This window comes from Xanthomonas sp. LMG 12460, from assembly GCF_009192895.1.
Lineage (GTDB): Bacteria > Pseudomonadota > Gammaproteobacteria > Xanthomonadales > Xanthomonadaceae > Xanthomonas_A > Xanthomonas_A sontii.
This window is the reverse complement of sequence record NZ_NKUH01000019.1, coordinates 36,528-50,784: the sequence shown is the minus strand read 5'-3', so window position 1 is coordinate 50,784 and position 14,257 is coordinate 36,528. Positions and strand designations below refer to the sequence as shown.

General features: G+C 69.2%; 14 protein-coding genes and 1 riboswitch. Of the genes, 7 read left to right on the top strand and 7 right to left on the bottom strand.

Annotation, left to right across the window (positions count from 1 at the left end; translation table 11 throughout):
* Nucleotides 1-179 precede the first annotated feature (179 nt).
* The 3 genes from btuB to CEK66_RS04395 form a co-directional block, all read right to left on the bottom strand.
* Nucleotides 180-2,051 carry a TonB-dependent vitamin B12 receptor gene (gene btuB / locus CEK66_RS04405; RefSeq protein WP_152236068.1) on the bottom strand — a complete coding sequence of 624 codons (1,872 nt, stop codon included), beginning with the start codon at nt 2,049-2,051 and terminating at the stop codon, nt 180-182.
* Nucleotides 2,052-2,164: 113 nt separating this feature from the next.
* A riboswitch (cobalamin riboswitch) is annotated at nt 2,165-2,383 on the bottom strand.
* A gap of 25 nt (nt 2,384-2,408) precedes the next feature.
* The gene (locus CEK66_RS04400) at nt 2,409-2,837 is read right to left on the bottom strand and encodes a TfoX/Sxy family protein (protein WP_152236067.1); all 429 of its coding nucleotides are present in this window, start codon (nt 2,835-2,837) and stop codon (nt 2,409-2,411) included.
* Complete coding sequence (locus CEK66_RS04395) at nt 2,834-3,316, bottom strand: GAF domain-containing protein (protein ID WP_017912553.1); 483 nt, start codon at nt 3,314-3,316, stop codon at nt 2,834-2,836. The genes CEK66_RS04400 and CEK66_RS04395 overlap by 4 nt, the downstream gene beginning before the upstream one ends.
* Before the next feature lie 116 nt (nt 3,317-3,432).
* On the opposite strand from CEK66_RS04395, the gene bioD reads away from it, so the two are divergent.
* Nucleotides 3,433-4,122, top strand: coding sequence for a dethiobiotin synthase (gene bioD, locus CEK66_RS04390; protein ID WP_152236066.1), 690 nt, complete (start codon nt 3,433-3,435; stop codon nt 4,120-4,122).
* Between the two features lie 421 nt (nt 4,123-4,543).
* Here bioD and CEK66_RS04385 read toward each other — a convergent pair whose 3' ends face one another.
* The 3 genes from CEK66_RS04385 to CEK66_RS04375 all read right to left on the bottom strand — a co-directional run bounded on the left by CEK66_RS04385 (nt 4,544) and on the right by CEK66_RS04375 (nt 7,123).
* On the bottom strand, nt 4,544-4,921 hold the full coding sequence (locus CEK66_RS04385) for a phasin family protein (protein WP_152236065.1): 378 nt from the start codon (nt 4,919-4,921) through the stop codon (nt 4,544-4,546).
* Nucleotides 4,922-5,212: 291 nt separating this feature from the next.
* Nucleotides 5,213-5,572, bottom strand: a complete 360-nt coding sequence (queD, locus tag CEK66_RS04380; RefSeq protein WP_017912556.1) for a 6-carboxytetrahydropterin synthase QueD — start codon at nt 5,570-5,572, stop codon at nt 5,213-5,215.
* Between the two features lie 177 nt (nt 5,573-5,749).
* Nucleotides 5,750-7,123 (bottom strand): DEAD/DEAH box helicase, encoded by a 1,374-nt coding sequence (locus tag CEK66_RS04375; protein WP_043093333.1) that lies wholly within the window; start codon nt 7,121-7,123, stop codon nt 5,750-5,752.
* 345 nt (nt 7,124-7,468) lie between these two features.
* Here CEK66_RS04375 and CEK66_RS04365 point away from each other — a divergent pair, with 345 nt between their 5' ends.
* Both CEK66_RS04365 and maiA read left to right on the top strand, forming a co-directional pair.
* A complete protein-coding gene (locus tag CEK66_RS04365; RefSeq protein WP_017908490.1) occupies nt 7,469-8,458 on the top strand; it encodes a fumarylacetoacetate hydrolase family protein in 990 nt (329 codons plus the stop codon).
* Between the two features lie 89 nt (nt 8,459-8,547).
* A complete protein-coding gene (maiA, locus tag CEK66_RS04360) occupies nt 8,548-9,204 on the top strand; it encodes a maleylacetoacetate isomerase (protein ID WP_152182542.1) in 657 nt (218 codons plus the stop codon).
* Between the two features lie 394 nt (nt 9,205-9,598).
* On the opposite strand, the gene CEK66_RS04355 is transcribed toward maiA, so the two are convergent.
* Nucleotides 9,599-10,738, bottom strand: coding sequence for a PilT/PilU family type 4a pilus ATPase (locus tag CEK66_RS04355; protein ID WP_017907532.1), 1,140 nt, complete (start codon nt 10,736-10,738; stop codon nt 9,599-9,601).
* Between the two features lie 99 nt (nt 10,739-10,837).
* Between CEK66_RS04355 and CEK66_RS04350 the strand changes: the two genes are divergently transcribed.
* The 4 genes from CEK66_RS04350 to CEK66_RS04335 all read left to right on the top strand — a co-directional run bounded on the left by CEK66_RS04350 (nt 10,838) and on the right by CEK66_RS04335 (nt 14,235).
* On the top strand, nt 10,838-11,230 hold the full coding sequence (locus tag CEK66_RS04350) for a DUF4398 domain-containing protein (protein ID WP_026144112.1): 393 nt from the start codon (nt 10,838-10,840) through the stop codon (nt 11,228-11,230).
* A 17-nt stretch (nt 11,231-11,247) separates the two neighbouring features.
* Complete coding sequence (locus CEK66_RS04345) at nt 11,248-12,120, top strand: hypothetical protein (RefSeq protein WP_152236069.1); 873 nt, start codon at nt 11,248-11,250, stop codon at nt 12,118-12,120.
* A 335-nt stretch (nt 12,121-12,455) separates the two neighbouring features.
* Nucleotides 12,456-12,674 (top strand): YdcH family protein, encoded by a 219-nt coding sequence (locus CEK66_RS04340; RefSeq protein WP_010340228.1) that lies wholly within the window; start codon nt 12,456-12,458, stop codon nt 12,672-12,674.
* A gap of 190 nt (nt 12,675-12,864) precedes the next feature.
* Complete coding sequence (locus tag CEK66_RS04335) at nt 12,865-14,235, top strand: pyridoxal-phosphate dependent enzyme (protein ID WP_148827338.1); 1,371 nt, start codon at nt 12,865-12,867, stop codon at nt 14,233-14,235.
* Nucleotides 14,236-14,257 lie beyond the last annotated feature (22 nt).

Genomic DNA, 14,257 nt, shown 5'->3' with positions numbered 1-14,257 from the left:
CGCGCTCGTCGCCTGCATGCACAAGTTCCTGCGCTGGCTCAATGCCATCGCGCGCGATCAGGCCCCGTACGCTCCTCCTGTCATCGCAGGTGCATGACAGTTGACTCCTACAAAAAAAGACGCGTGGTTTCCGCACTGTCGTCCCGCGCTACGCCATCGGCGCAGCGCGGGACGCCGGCTCAGCGCGCTGCCGGCGCGTAGCGCAGGGTCAGCGCGTACTCGCGGCCCGGCTGGTTGTACCAGTTCACCGTCTGGTAGTCGCGGTCGAACACGTTGCTGGCCTTGGCCTGCAGCGTCCAGTCCGGGGTGAACGCGTACTCCGCGCGCAGGTCGACGGTGCCGTAGCCCGCCAGGCGCACGCGGTTGGCCGCGTCGTCGAAGCGGTGGCCGCTGCCGAACACGCTGACGCCGAGCTTGACCGGGCCGATGCCGCGGTCTACGTCCAGGCGCGCGGTGTTCTGCGCGCGGCGCGCCAGCCAGTTGTCGCGGTTGCCGCCATCGCTGCGGTTGCGCGGGTCGGTATGGCTCAGCTGCGCCGACAGTTCCCAGCCGGCCAGCAGCGCATAGCCGGTCAGTTCGGCGCCGCGGATGCGCGCCTCGTCCACGTTGACCGGCAGGAAGCTGACCGCGTCGTAGGAGATCAGGTCCTTCACACGGGTCTCGTAGGCGTTGAAGGTCCAGTTCCAGCTGTCGGCGTACTGGGCAATGCCGAGGTTGCCGCTCTTGGAGCGCTCCGGCTTCAACTCCGGGTTGCCGGCGAACGGGTAGTACAGGTCGTTGAAGGTCGGCGCCTTGAAGCCGGTGCCGACGCTGGCGGTGAGCTTGAGGCCATGCGCCAACGCCAGGCCCCAGCCGAGGCTGCCGGTGGTGTGCTCGCCGAACTGTTCGTTGTCGTCGCTGCGCACGCTGGCCTGCACCTGCTGCGCGCCGAAGCGGCCCTGGTACTCGGCGAACACGCCGGTGTTGTCGCGGCTGTCGACGTCGAAGGCGGTGCTGCTGGCAACGTGCTCGCGCTGCCAGTCGCTGCCGACGCTGAGCAGGTGGCCTTCGGCCAGGCTGATGTCGCCCTGCAGCGCGGCGGTGTCGCGGCGGCTGTCGAAGGTGCTGACGAAGCTGCGGGTGCGTGCGCCAGGTGCGCGGTAGTAGCTGTCGGCGTCGTCGACGTTGCGGCCCAGTTGCGCGGCCAGGTGCAGGCGATCGGAGGGCGTCCAGTCGAGCTTGCCGCTGAACACCTGCTGGGTGTTGTCGGCCTCGTTGCCGGCGAACAGCGCGTCGCCGTCGTACTCGTTGCGGCTGTCGATGTTCAGCGCCTGTCCTTCGATGCGCAGCGTGTCGGTCAGCGCGTAGCCGCCGCGCGCGCTCAGCGAGACGTTGCGGTAGCCGTCGCGGTCGGGCTGGTCGACGAAGCAGCCGGCGAACAGCGTGGCCGAGCCGTTGCAGGCATTGATGCCGTCGGTCTTCTGGTAGCCGCCCTGCACGGCCAGCCAGCCGCGCTCGCCGCGGTTGCTGAAGCCGGCGCCGGCCTCGCGCAGGCCGTGGCTGCCGCCGCCCAGGCTCAGGTTCTGCTGGAAGCCCTGGCCGCCGCGGCGGGTGAAGATCTGGATGACGCCGCCGATCGCGTCGGAGCCGTACAGGCTCGAGCGCGGGCCGCGCACGATCTCGATGCGCTCGATCTGGCTCAGCGGCAGGTCCTGGAACGCGGCCAGGCCGGCGCTGGCCGAGCCGATGCGCACGCCGTCCACCAGCACCAGCACGTGGTCCGACTCGCTGCCGCGCAGGTTCAGCGTGGTCAGCTTGCCCAGGCCGCCCTGGTTGGAGAAGCCGATGCCGGCGCGGCCCTGCAGCAGCTGCGCCAGCGAGGTGGCCTGGCTGCGCTCGATCTCGGCACGGTCGATGACCTGCGCCGGCACCACGCTGTCCTCCACCGAAATCTGGGTGCGGGTGGCGGTGACCAGGACCTGGTCGAGGTCGGTGGCGGCATCGGCGGCGTGGGCCAGCGCGGGCAGGGACAGGGCGGACGCGATCGCGACCGAAAGCAGGCGGGACGACATGGGTGGCAACTCCGGCGCGCGGCTGCGCGCTGTGACGGCAAGGGAGTCGCGAACGGAAGGTGCAAGCGGACGGCGCCGGACACGGCGCGGCACGCCGCGACGCCCTCCGCATCGCAACCAGTGAACTGCAAGGCCGGTCTCCGGGCTCGCGATCAGGGAGGCGGACCTCCCGGCTGCGACGCCTTCCCATGCCCAGGGCACAGTGGCGCAGGTCGTCAGCGCGGATCGCTTACCGTTGCGGGGGCAGCGCCGGCCTTGTCGCAAGACGCACCGGCTTCCCGTTTCAACCCGCTGGCCGGAGCCGGTGGGTCACCTTGAAGCGGCGCGATTGTACGCGATCGCCGCTGGCTGCGCGGCTCAGTCGGCGTGAGTGCCGTGGCCGTCGTCGTCGCCGTAGTGGTCGCCCATCGGCGTGTCGTGCGTGTCGTGCGCGTAGGCGCCGTCGGCAGCGTCGTCGTCGCGCGTGTCGTCGCGGTCGAAGTGCGTGGTCGCCACCGGCCCGGCGACCGGCAGGCCGCGCTGCGCCGGCAGCGCCGCCGTCGCGATCTCCAGTTCGCCCAGCAACTGCGCGCGGCGTGCTTCGGACAGTTCCTGCCAGTGGCAGCCGCTGAGCGCGCCTTCCAGCGAATACAGCAGGTTGAGGCTGGGCTTGAAGCCGGCGCGCTTGACCTTGACGAAGGCGCCGACCGCGCCGGCCGCCTCTAGGTCCTGCTGCGTGCGCACGCCGACCTGGCGCAGCCAGGCCGCGCTCTTGGGGCCGATGTTGCGCAGCTTGGTGGTACTCATCGCAGGCTGTCGACGAAGACCTGGGCGATCGCTTCCAGGCCGCGCTGGTCGTCGGCGTCGAAGCGGGCGAGGTCGGGGCTGTCCAGGTCGAACACGCCCACAAGCGCACTGTCGCGCAGCAGCGGCACCACCAGTTCCGACCGCGAGGCCGCATCGCAGGCGATATGCCCGGGGAACGCCTCCACGTCGTCGATGCGCTGGGTCTGGCCGCTGCTGGCGGCCGCGCCGCACACGCCCTTGTGCAGCGGAATGCGCACGCAGGCGGGCAGGCCCTGGAACGGGCCGACCACCAGTTCCTTGCCGTCGTAGAAGTAGAAACCGACCCAGTTCAGCCGCGGCAGCGCGTGATACACCAGCGCGGCCAGGTTGGCGGCATTGGCGATGCGGTCGGGCTCCCCGGCGACCAGGGCACGGGCCTGGTCGAGCAACTGGGCGTACTGTTCCGGCTTGCTGCCGGTGAGCGAAGACGAGGCGAACATCGCGCGAGTCTAGCAGCGCGCTGCGTCCGCCGGCACCGCGGCGGCTGACGCCCGCGACGCACCCGGCTATCCTGCGCGCCGCCGCGCGTCCCGCCGGCCAACCGACAGGGTTTCGCATGGCTGTTCCCGCCTTCTACGTCACCGGCACCGATACCGGCATCGGCAAGACCATCGCCAGCACCGCGCTGCTGCACGCCCTGCGCGCGCGCGGCCAGCGCGCGGTGGGCATGAAGCCGGTGGCCAGCGGCTGCGCGCGCGAGGCCGACGGCTGGCGCAACGAGGACGCGCTGGCGCTGCAGGAGGCGAGCGCGCCGCGGCCGGCCTATGACGATCTCAATCCGTACGCGCTGCCGTTGCCGCTGGCGCCGGAACTGGCCGCCGCCGATGCCGGCGTGCAACTGGAGCTGGCGCCGATCGCGGCCGCGTTCGACCGCCTGCGCGCGCAGGCCGACGTGGTGGTGGTGGAAGGCGTCGGCGGCTGGGCGGCGCCGCTGTCGGCGACGCTGGACCAGGCCGATCTGGCGCGCGCGCTGCGGCTGCCGGTGGTGCTGGTGGTCGGCCTGCGCCTGGGCTGCCTCAACCACGCCCGGCTCAGCGCCGCGGCGATCGCCGCCGATGGCCTGCAGTGCATCGGCTGGATCGGCAACGAGATCGACCCGGCGATGGACCGCATCGACGACAACATGGCGATGCTGCGCGCGCGGTTGCCGATGCCGTGCTGGGGGCGCCTGCCGTACCGGCCGCAACCGCAGGCCGAGCAGTTGGCGGCGGAACTGCAGCCGTGGGCGGGCATGTCGCCCGGCTGAGCAACTGCCGGTGGCACTGCGCTGCCGGCTTTTGTGGGAGGGACTTCAGTCCCGACGCCTGACCGATGCCGCGTCGGGGCTGAAGCCCCTCCCACAAGAGCAGGGCGTCCCGGATCCGCAAGATGGGCTGATCCCGAATGCCGGGTTTCACTCCCGAAGCAAGCGCATGGAGAAGCCCGGTCGAAGAGGCGATCTACCGGCTTCTGGCAAAGCACCGGAGCTGAAGCCTCTCTCATCAGGAAAGACAGGAACGCCAAGACGCACGCGATCAACCAATCCCGAATCCCCACTCCCGAATCCCGCCCATAAAAAAGGCCCGGTAGAGGGAGGGATCTACCGGGCCTTGGGTTGCACGGGGGGAGGGACCCATGCAGACCGAGCGTGCGTCGGGCGGCGAACCGCAGCGACGTCGAAAGCGGTGTTACTTGGTGGCTGGCTTGGCCTTCGGCGCGGCCTGTTCGGTCGCCGCTTCGAACTGGTGCTTGGCGAGCTGGCCGATGGCCTCGGAGGCCTTCAGGCCCAGGCCGAACACTTCCTGGTTGGCCGTGGCCAGCCGCTCGAAGTTGTCGCGAGCGATCTGCAGGCCCTTCGGCCACAGCGCCTGCACGGTGCCCAGATCGCGCGCCTCGGTCAGCTCGCCGAGGAAGCCGGTGGTGGCCGACACGTTCTTCTCGAAGGTCTTCAACTGCACGCCGAACACGCTCTCGGCGCTCTCCAGCGCCAGGCGGTTGGCACGCGCCGCGGCGGCGGCGAACTGCTGGGTGTAGCTGCTGAACTGATCGTTGAATTGAGCGGACATCATGCAACTCCGTTGGAATGCCGACTGCTGTTGCAGTGCAACATACGCTCATTCTGCTGCGATGCAACAAAATTTTCTGAAGCTGCTCAGGATTCGTTCAAACTGCTTTTCTGATCAATTACTTGGCGCAATTCCGCCAGCCCTTGCCGGACGCCTCTGCGGGCCTGGAAAGCGCCAGATGCGCGCAACGACGCAACGTGGGCAGCACGCAAACCCTCAGCCGGCGCGGTGCCGCTCTTACGATTCCCGAATCCCCATTCCCCATTCCCCATTCCCCATTCCCGGCCTTGTTCAACCCGGCCCGCGATAGCGACAGCCGGAGGTGCAGGTTTCGTGCACCACCACTTCGCTCAGCAGCGGCAACACCGGCTTGAGCCGGTCCCAGATCCACACCGCCAGACGCTCGCTGGTGGGATTGTCCAGGCCCTCGATGTCGTTGAGGTAATGGTGGTCGAGCTGGTCGTAGAGCGGGCGGAACGCCGCCTTGATGTCGCCGAAATCCATCACCCAGCCGCTCTCGGCGCCAGGCTCGCCGCTGACGTGCAGCTCGATGCGGAACGAATGCCCGTGCAGGCGCGCGCACTTGTGGCCGGGCGGCACGTTGGGCAGGCGGTGCGCGGCTTCGAGGGTGAAGACTTTGAAGATATCCATGGGGAGCATTGTACGGTCAGGGCTTGAGCGGCATGGCGGGCTGCCGGCGCCGCGCGACGACGACGGCGCCGTCGTGCGGCAGGGTGTCGCGACATGCGCGATGCCGGGTGGAGCGGACAAAAAAGGCCGCCCCGAAGGGCGGCCCGAGTGCGTGCGCAGCGCGTGGCCGCGGACGGATCAGCGCGGCGCGGCGGGGCGGTTGCCGCCGCCGTTGCCGTGGCGGCGGCCCTGGCCCTGGCGGCGGGCGCCGTCGGCGTGGCTGCCGCCGGGCTTCTTGCTGCCTGCGTGCGCATGCGCGTGCGCCGGCGCATCGCCATGGCCGCGACGGGCGTGGCTGCCGCGACGCGGCGGACGCTGGCCGCCCGGACGCTCGTCCGGCGGGTTGTTGTTGCCCCAGCGGATCGGCGTGACCGGCTCGAAGCCCGGCACGTCGCGGATGTCCATCTCGCGCTTGAGCATGCGTGCGATCGCGCGCAGCAGCTTGGCCTCGTCCTGCGCCACCAGCGAAATTGCTTCACCGGTCGAACCGTTGCGGCCGGTGCGGCCGATGCGGTGCACGTAGTCCTCGGCGACCATCGGCAGGTCGTAGTTGATGACCTTGGGCAGCTGGTCGATGTCGATGCCGCGCGCGGCGATGTCGGTCGCCACCAGCACGGTGATGCGGCCGGCCTTGAAGTCGCTCAATGCGCGCAGGCGCTGGCCCTGGCTCTTGTTGCCGTGGATCGCCGCGGTCTTCAACCCGGACTTGTCCAGGAACATGGTCAGCTTGTCGGCGCCGTGCTTGGTGCGGGCGAACACCAGGGTCTGCTTGCGCGAGTCGGCGGCCAGCAGGTGCAGCAGCAGTTCGCGCTTGCGCGCGCCGTCCACCGGATGCACGCGGTGGGTGATGGTGTCGGCCACGGTGTTGCTCGGGGTGGCCTGGATTTCCTGCGGGTCGTGCATGAACTCGCGGGCCAGCTGCTTGATGCCTTCCTCGAAGGTGGCCGAGAACAGCAGGGTCTGCCGGTTCTGCTTGGGCAGCTTGGCGAGGATGCGCTTGATCGACGGCAGGAAGCCCATGTCGAGCATGCGGTCGGCTTCGTCCAGCACCAGGATCTCGATGCCCGACAGGTCCACGCTGCGGCGCTCGAGGTGGTCGAGCAGGCGGCCCGGGCAGGCGATCAGCAGGTCCACGCCGCGGCGCAGCGCGTCGAGCTGGTTGCCCATGCCCACGCCGCCGTAGATGGTGGTACTGGGGATGCGCAGGTACTTGCTGTAGCCGCGCAGGCTGTCGTGGACCTGGGTGGCCAGTTCGCGGGTCGGGGTCAGGATCAGCGCGCGCGGCTTGCGCGGGCCGGGGCCCACCGACTGCGGCGAAGTGCCCAGGTGCTGCAGCAGCGGCAGGCCGAACGCGGCGGTCTTGCCGGTGCCGGTCTGCGCGCCGGCCATCAGGTCATGGCCTTCCAGGGCGACGGGAATGGCCTGCGCCTGGATCGGGGTGGGGGTTTCGTAGCCCTGCTCGGCCAACGCGCGCAGCAGGAAGGGCGCAAGGCCCAGGGATTCGAACGACATGAGAATGCTCCGGATAACGCGCCGACGCCGGGACGGACCCGGCGCGCAGGCGCAAGTAGGTGAGGCTCGGAGCGTTCCCGTGAACCGCGCTGCGAGAGGGTGGATCAACCCGCAGCGCGAGGCTGGGGTTCGTCGGCACCACGAAAGGCGTCGGGCGGGGCGGGCGAGTCGGATCGTTGCGATCCTGGCCTCGCCGGCGATCCCTGAGGGAAACGGACGGCCGCATGCAGACCGGCGCAGTGTACCTGAATTGGCGCGCCGCACAAAATCCGGGTCCGTTTCAGTTGAAACCAAGCCGGCGTCTGGCCGTACAATCGCCGGCTCAGCCCCCAGCACTGGACGGACATGAAGCTAGGTTCCCTGAAGGAAGGCGGTCGCGACGGCACCCTGATCGTCGTGTCCCGCGATCTGACCCGCGCCGTGCGCGCCACCGGCATCGCGCCGACCCTGCAGCGCGCGCTGGAGGACTGGAGCAACCTCGCCCCGCGCCTGAACGCGCTGTCCGAGTCGCTCAACGACGGCAGCGCCGACGGCCAGTTCGACCTGGACATGGCCGCGCTGGCGGCACCGCTGCCGCGCGCCTACGAGTTCCTCGACGGCAGCGCCTACCTGCCGCACGTCGAGCGCGTGCGCCGCGCGCGCGGCGCCGAGGTGCCGGAGAGCTTCTACACCGACCCGCTGATGTACCAGGCGGTCAGCGCCGGCTTCTACGGCCCGCGCGATGCGGTCAAGGTGGTCAGCGAGGACTACGGCATCGACCTGGAAGCCGAGATCGTGGTGGTCACCGACGACGTGCCGATGGCGGTCAGCCCGGCGCAGGCCGCCGCGCACATCCAGCTGATCGGCCTGGTCAACGACGTGTCGTTGCGCAACCTGATTCCGCCGGAACTGGCCAAGGGCTTCGGCTTCGTGCAGTCCAAGCCGCGTTCGGCGCTGTCGCCGGTGTTCGTCACTCCCGACGAACTGGGCGAGGCCTGGCAGGGCAACAAGGTGCACCTGCCGCTGCTGACCCACATCAACGGCGCCTGGTTCGGCGCGCCCGAGGCGGGCGAGGACATGCAGTTCGATTTCGCGCAACTGGTCGCGCACGCGGCCAAGACCCGGCCGCTGGCGGCGGGCGCGGTGGTCGGCTCGGGCACCATCGCCAACCAGGACACCACGCGTGGTGCCTCCTGCTTCGCCGAACAGCGCACCGTGGAAACCCTGCGCGACGGCAAGCCGAGCACGCCGTACATGTCCTTCGGCGACGTGGTGCGGATCGAGATGCTGGACCGTGACGGAGTGAGCATCTTCGGTGCGATCGAGCAGCGCATCGAGCAGGCGCCGCTGCCCTGACCCGGCCGGCGGCGGTGCCGGGGCGACCGGCGGCGCCGCAGCCCGGGTGTCCACCGGTATCGTTGTCGATTGCGCAGACGGAGGCGGGCATGGACGAGGCACTGCAGCTCTACACCTACTGGCGCTCCAGCGCCGCGTACCGGGTGCGCATCGGGCTGGAGCTCAAGCGTCTGGCCTACCAGTCGCTGCCGGTGCACCTGGTGCGCGACGGTGGACAGCAGCACTCGCCGGAATATGCGCGGTTGAACCCGCAGGAACTGGTGCCGACCCTGTGCCACGAGGGCCAGCCGATCCGCCAATCGCTGGCGATCCTGGAGTACCTGGACGAGCGCTGGCCGGAGCCGCCGCTGCTGCCGGACGCGCCGATCGATCGCGCCCGCGTGCGCGGCCTGGCGCAACTGATCGCCTGCGACATCCACCCGCTCAACAACCTGCGCGTGACGCAGTTCTTCGAGAGCGCCTGGAACGTGCCGCAACCCGAGCGCGAAGAGTGGATGCGGCACTGGATGCAGACCGGCTTCGATGCGCTGGAGCAGTTGCTGGCCGAGTCGCCCGACACCGGACGCTTCTGCCACGGCGAGCAGCCGGGCCTGGCCGACTGCTGCCTGGTGCCGCAGCTCTACAACGCGCGCCGCTTCGGCGTGGATCTGCAGGCCTACCCGACCCTGGAGCGGATCGAGCGCGCCTGCCTGGCGCTGCCGGCATTCGACGCGGCGCGCCCGGAACACCAGCCCGACGCGCAGTAAGCTGGGACTATCGTCGCAGGAGCGGCTTCAGCCGCGACCGGGCATCCGCTGCTGCCAGTCGGCCACCGGCCCCTGCCGCGCCGGTGAGCATGAGGATGTGGGAGGGACTTCAGTCCCGACTGCAGTTTTCCGGACACTTCGGCCTTCACGCGTCGCAACGGAAGTCGCTTCCACACGCGCTTGCGGCGCACTCGCTGGGCGCACTGTGGGAGGGACTTCGGTCCCGACGCGCAGTTGCGTGGAAGTGGCGTTTGCCCGCGCAAGGGCGACCCGCGGCGACCGCCGCTGGGCCTACGGTCGGTCGTTGCCGCCGTCGCTGCGGGGCCAGTTCGACCAGGCGGCTGCGAACGCCCGGTCGCGGCTGAAACCGCGCCTACGACAACACGGCGACGCCTCAGACGAAGCCGTGGGTGATCCGCGGCGCGGCGCTGGGGCCGCTGTCGTAGTCGGCGTAGGGATCGTGCTCGCCGCTGCCGCCTTCGGACAGGCGGAACTTCAGGGCCAGGCCGTCGCGCGAGTCGGCCGCGCGCAGCGCTTCCTCCTGCTCGATCTGGCCCTGCTTGACCATGCGGAACAGGCACTGGTCGAAGGTCTCCATGCCTTCCTCCAGCGACTCCTCCATCGCCTGCTTGATCTCGTGGACCTGGCCGCGGCGCAGCAGGTCGCGGATCATCGGCGTGTTGAGCAGCACTTCCGAGGCCGGCCGGCGGCGGCCGCTGCTGTCCTTGACCAGGCGCTGCGAGATCACCGCGCGCAGGTTCAGTGACAGGTTCATCAGCACGTTCTTGTGCGCGCTCTCGGGGAAGAAGTTGAGGATGCGCTCGATGGTCTGGTCGGCGTTGTTGGAGTGCAGGGTGGCCAGGCACAGATGTCCGGTCTCGGCGAAGGCGATGGCCGCCTCCATGGTTTCCGCGTCCAGGATCTCGCCGATCAGGATCACGTCCGGCGCCTCGCGCATCGCGTTCTTCAGTGCGTTGTGGAAGGCGTGGGTGTCCAGGCCGACCTCGCGCTGGTTGACGATGGACATCTTGTGCTTGTGCAGGTACTCGATCGGGTCCTCGATGGTTAGGATGTGCCCGGTGGTGGTGCTGTTGCGGTAGTCGATCATCGACGCCAGCGAGGTGGACTTGCCCGAGCCGGTGGAGCCGACCACCAGGACCAGCCCGCGCGGGGTCATGATCACATCCTTGAGCACCTGCGGCAGGTGCAGCTCCTCGATGCTGGGGATCTTGCTGCGGATCGCGCGGATCACCATGCCGACCTCGCCGCGCTGCTTGAACACGTTGACGCGGAAGCGCCCGGCGTCCTGCAGGGCGATGGCCATGTTCAATTCCAGCTCCCGCTCGAACTGCGGCACCTGGCCCTCGTCCATCAACGAGTAGGCGATCTTCTTGACCATGCCCGGCGGCAGGCCGGTGGCGCCGAGCGGGTACAGCTTGCCTTCGATCTTGATATAGACCGGTGCTCCCGTGGTCAGGAACATGTCCGAGGCGTTCTTTTCGGTCATCAGCTTCAGGAAATAGCCGATATCCATGCGCAATGGTTCCCCAACGATCCGCAATCGCCCGTTGCAAGCGCGCCACAGGCTTCCGACAATGGCCGTGACCGACGTCTCCGTCCACGGCCCCCCTAGATGAAAACTAGCTTCGCACACTTCCGTTGTCAGCAGTATGTGATGGCCTGCGCATTGGCGTTGTTCGCCGCGCCGGCCGCGTTCGCCCAGGTGGCTTCGCCGGAGCTGCTGTCCGCGCAGCAGGCGGTGCAGCGTGCGGTCCAGGCCGATGCCGACCAGTACGCGCCGGACCTGCTGGCCAGCGCCCGACAGGGCCTGGAACAGGCGCAACAGGCCGCGCTCGACCGCCGCCAGCGCAAGACCGCGCCGCAACTGGCCCTGCGTGTGGCCGCCGATGCCGACCTTGCGCGCGCGCGCAGCGAGGAGGCGGTGGCCAATGCGCAACTGAAGCAACGCCAGGCCGAGGTGGCTCAGTTGCAACAGACGCTGGGCACCGGGGAGGGTCGTCCATGAGCCGCGCCCTGCACGGAATGCGCCGCCTGGCCCTGCTGGCGTTGCTGCTGGCGCCGCTGGGCGCGATGGCCGCGGACGACCCGGAACTGGCCGTGCTCAACCAGCGCCTGGTGGCGCTGCAGGCCGATCCGCTGAACGCCGATGTCGCCGCCTACGAGCGCCTGCAGGCGCAGCAGGCGGTGGCCAACTTCGCCAACGCCAAGCGCAAGGAGCGCGACGAAGCGCGCTACCTGGCCGAGCGCCGGGTCGAGATCGCCGAAACCATGGCCCGTGCCGAGATCGCCCGTCGTCAGGTCGACCAGTTGGAGAAGACCCGCAGCGACCTGCTGATCGAGGCCAGCCGCCGCGAGGCCGCGCGGGCCCGGCAGGAGGCCGAGCGACTGCGCGTGCAGGCGCAGATCCAGGCCGAGGAGGCCGAGAGCCTGCGTCAGGCGGCCGAGGCCGAGCAGGCCGCACGGGCAGATGCGGATGCGGCGCTGGCCAGCGTCGCCGGTCAGCAGACCGCCAAGCTCAGCGCCGCCCAGCAGAAGTCGGCCAAGCTGGCGCGCGAGGAGGCCGAACTGGTCGCCGGCACCAAGCTGCCGGCCTCGCGCTTCGAGGGCCGTGGGGAGGTCTTCACCTTCTCCGGCGCGGCCTTCGGCGCCGGCAAGGCGGCGCTGTCGGGCGATGCCGCGAATCAGGCCAAGGCCCTGTCGCAGTACCTGCAGATCAGCAAGGGCAAGGTGCGGGTCGAGGCCTACGACACCGACGCCGGGGTGGCGCAGAAGCGCGCCGATGCCCTGCGCGCGGCCCTGGTCGGCGGCGGCGTCGCCGCCAACCGGGTGCAGGCGGTCGGCAAGAAGGGGCCCTCGACCAAGGCCCGTTCGGCCGAAGTGGTGATCGCGCCCTGAGCCGTGTCGTGCCCCTGCGCGGCGGCGTTTAACGGGGTTTTTCCCTGGGCCTGAGCGCCGAGCAACTGAATGCGACAAAGCGGGCCTGCTTCTCTTGTCCGCGGCGGTGGGGAGGCGTAGGGTCGGTAGTCCAGGCGGCACTCCCGCCGCCTGGTGCCAACGGAGGAGTTCGAGCCGATGACGCAGTGGCACGTACCGCAGTCCGACGCCGCAGGAACCGCGGTTCCAGGCGTTGTGGCGGTGCAGCCGGCGGCTCGCGCGCTTCCGCTCCCAGGCAACGCCCCGTGCCGCAGCGGCCGGGGCGTTCTTGTTTCTAGCTGAAGGAGGCTATTCCTATGTTCGAAGGGCAACCGCAGACCGAAATCGACGCGTTGATCAAGTCCGATCCGGAGTTCAAGCAGCTCTACCAGCGCCACAAGACCTTGGACAAGAAGTGCATGGACGCCGAGCTCGGCGTGCTGCCGATCGACGATGTCACCCTGGCGCAGATGAAGCGCGAAAAGCTCGCCGCCAAGGAAAAGCTGCTGCGCCTTTACGAGCAGAAGCCGCACTGACCGTACTATTCCCTCTTGTCGCGGGCGGTGGCTGGCCTCCTCGTCGGCTTGCCACCGTCCGCGTCATCCCCTCCGAAAGCCGCGACCGCGGCTTTTTTCGTCTCTGCCGCGCGCATTCTCTGACTTTCCCTCCCCGAGCGCGGATAATGCCCGGTCCAGCCGCTGCCGCGGCGCGACGCATTCGGACCCGATGGCCATTCACTCCTCCGTACTCGACCTGATCGGCGACACCCCCATCGTCAAGGCCAGCAAGCTCGACACCGGGGTGTGCGAGCTGTACCTGAAGCTGGAGAGCGCCAATCCCGGCGGCTCGATCAAGGATCGGATCGGCCTGTCGATGATCGAGGCGGCCGAGCGCCGCGGCGATCTCAAGCCCGGCGCGGTGCTGGTCGAGGGCACGGCCGGCAACACCGGCATCGGCCTGGCCCTGGTCGCCCAGCAGAAGGGCTACAAGCTGATCCTGGTGGTGCCGGACAAGATGAGCCGGGAAAAGATCTTCAACCTCAAGGCGATGGGCGCAGAGGTGGTGCTGACCCGCTCGGACGTGGCCAAGGGCCACCCCGAGTACTACCAGGACCTGGCCGCGCGCATCGCCGCCGAGACCCCGGGCGCCTACTTCATCAACCAGTTCGGCAACCCCGACAACCCGGCCGCGCACGAGTTCGGCACCGGCCCGGAGATCCTGCGGCAGATGGACGGCCGGCTGGACGCGATCGTGTTCGGCTGCGGCAGCTCCGGCACCATGACCGGCCTGTCGCGCGCCTTCGCCGCCGCCTCGCCGCACACCGAACTGGTCCTGGCCGACCCGGTCGGCTCGATCCTGACCGAGTACATCGAGCAGGGCACGGTCAGCGAGAAGTCCGGCAGCTGGCTGGTGGAAGGCATCGGCGAGGATTTCCTGCCGGCGATCTCCGATTTCACCCGGGTCAAGAAGGCCTATTCGATCAGCGACGCCGAGAGCTTCCACACCGCGCGGGAACTGCTGGCCAAGGAGGGCATCCTTGGCGGCTCCTCCACCGGCACCCTGCTGGCGGCGGCGCTGAAGTACTGCCGCGCACAGACCGAGCCCAAGCGCGTGCTGGTGTTCGTCTGCGACACCGGCAACAAGTACCTGTCGAAGATGTACAACGACTACTGGATGCTGGACAACGGCTTCCTGGAGCGCCCGCAGCACGGCGACCTGCGCGACCTGATCCTGCGCCCCTACAGCCAGCGCGACACGGTGGTGGTCGGCCCCAAGGATCTGCTGACCACCGCCTATCAGCGCATGAAGCTGTACGACGTGTCGCAGCTGCCGGTGATGGAAGGCGACCAACTGGTCGGCATCGTCGACGAAAGCGATGTCTTGTTGCATGTATACGGCGATGAGGCGCGGTTCCGCGACCCCGTGGCCACGGCCATGGTCAGCAAGCTCGACCGGCTGGACGTCAAATCGCCGATCGAGGCCCTGCTGCCGGTGTTCGACCGTGGCCAGGTCGCCATCGTGATGAACGAGGGCGCCTTCCTCGGCCTGATCACCCGGATCGACCTGCTCAACTATCTGCGCCGCCGGGTGCAGTAATCCCTGCGGCCGGCACGGCCCC

What these genes read in the sequence shown, in the direction of transcription:
- maiA (WP_152182542.1), top strand. Translation starts at nt 8,548, where the DNA reads ATGGACGAGGCACTGCAGCTCTACACCTACTGGCGCTCCAGCGCCGCG.
- CEK66_RS04345 (WP_152236069.1), top strand. Translation starts at nt 11,248, where the DNA reads ATGCGCCGCCTGGCCCTGCTGGCGTTGCTGCTGGCGCCGCTGGGCGCG.
- btuB (WP_152236068.1), bottom strand. Translation starts at nt 2,051, where the DNA reads ATGTCGTCCCGCCTGCTTTCGGTCGCGATCGCGTCCGCCCTGTCCCTG.
- CEK66_RS04385 (WP_152236065.1), bottom strand. Translation starts at nt 4,921, where the DNA reads ATGTCCGCTCAATTCAACGATCAGTTCAGCAGCTACACCCAGCAGTTC.
- CEK66_RS04335 (WP_148827338.1), top strand. Translation starts at nt 12,865, where the DNA reads ATGGCCATTCACTCCTCCGTACTCGACCTGATCGGCGACACCCCCATC.
- CEK66_RS04395 (WP_017912553.1), bottom strand. Translation starts at nt 3,316, where the DNA reads ATGTTCGCCTCGTCTTCGCTCACCGGCAGCAAGCCGGAACAGTACGCC.
- CEK66_RS04365 (WP_017908490.1), top strand. Translation starts at nt 7,469, where the DNA reads ATGAAGCTAGGTTCCCTGAAGGAAGGCGGTCGCGACGGCACCCTGATC.
- CEK66_RS04375 (WP_043093333.1), bottom strand. Translation starts at nt 7,123, where the DNA reads ATGTCGTTCGAATCCCTGGGCCTTGCGCCCTTCCTGCTGCGCGCGTTG.
- CEK66_RS04355 (WP_017907532.1), bottom strand. Translation starts at nt 10,738, where the DNA reads ATGGATATCGGCTATTTCCTGAAGCTGATGACCGAAAAGAACGCCTCG.
- bioD (WP_152236066.1), top strand. Translation starts at nt 3,433, where the DNA reads ATGGCTGTTCCCGCCTTCTACGTCACCGGCACCGATACCGGCATCGGC.
- CEK66_RS04350 (WP_026144112.1), top strand. Translation starts at nt 10,838, where the DNA reads ATGAAAACTAGCTTCGCACACTTCCGTTGTCAGCAGTATGTGATGGCC.
- CEK66_RS04340 (WP_010340228.1), top strand. Translation starts at nt 12,456, where the DNA reads ATGTTCGAAGGGCAACCGCAGACCGAAATCGACGCGTTGATCAAGTCC.
- CEK66_RS04400 (WP_152236067.1), bottom strand. Translation starts at nt 2,837, where the DNA reads ATGAGTACCACCAAGCTGCGCAACATCGGCCCCAAGAGCGCGGCCTGG.
- queD (WP_017912556.1), bottom strand. Translation starts at nt 5,572, where the DNA reads ATGGATATCTTCAAAGTCTTCACCCTCGAAGCCGCGCACCGCCTGCCC.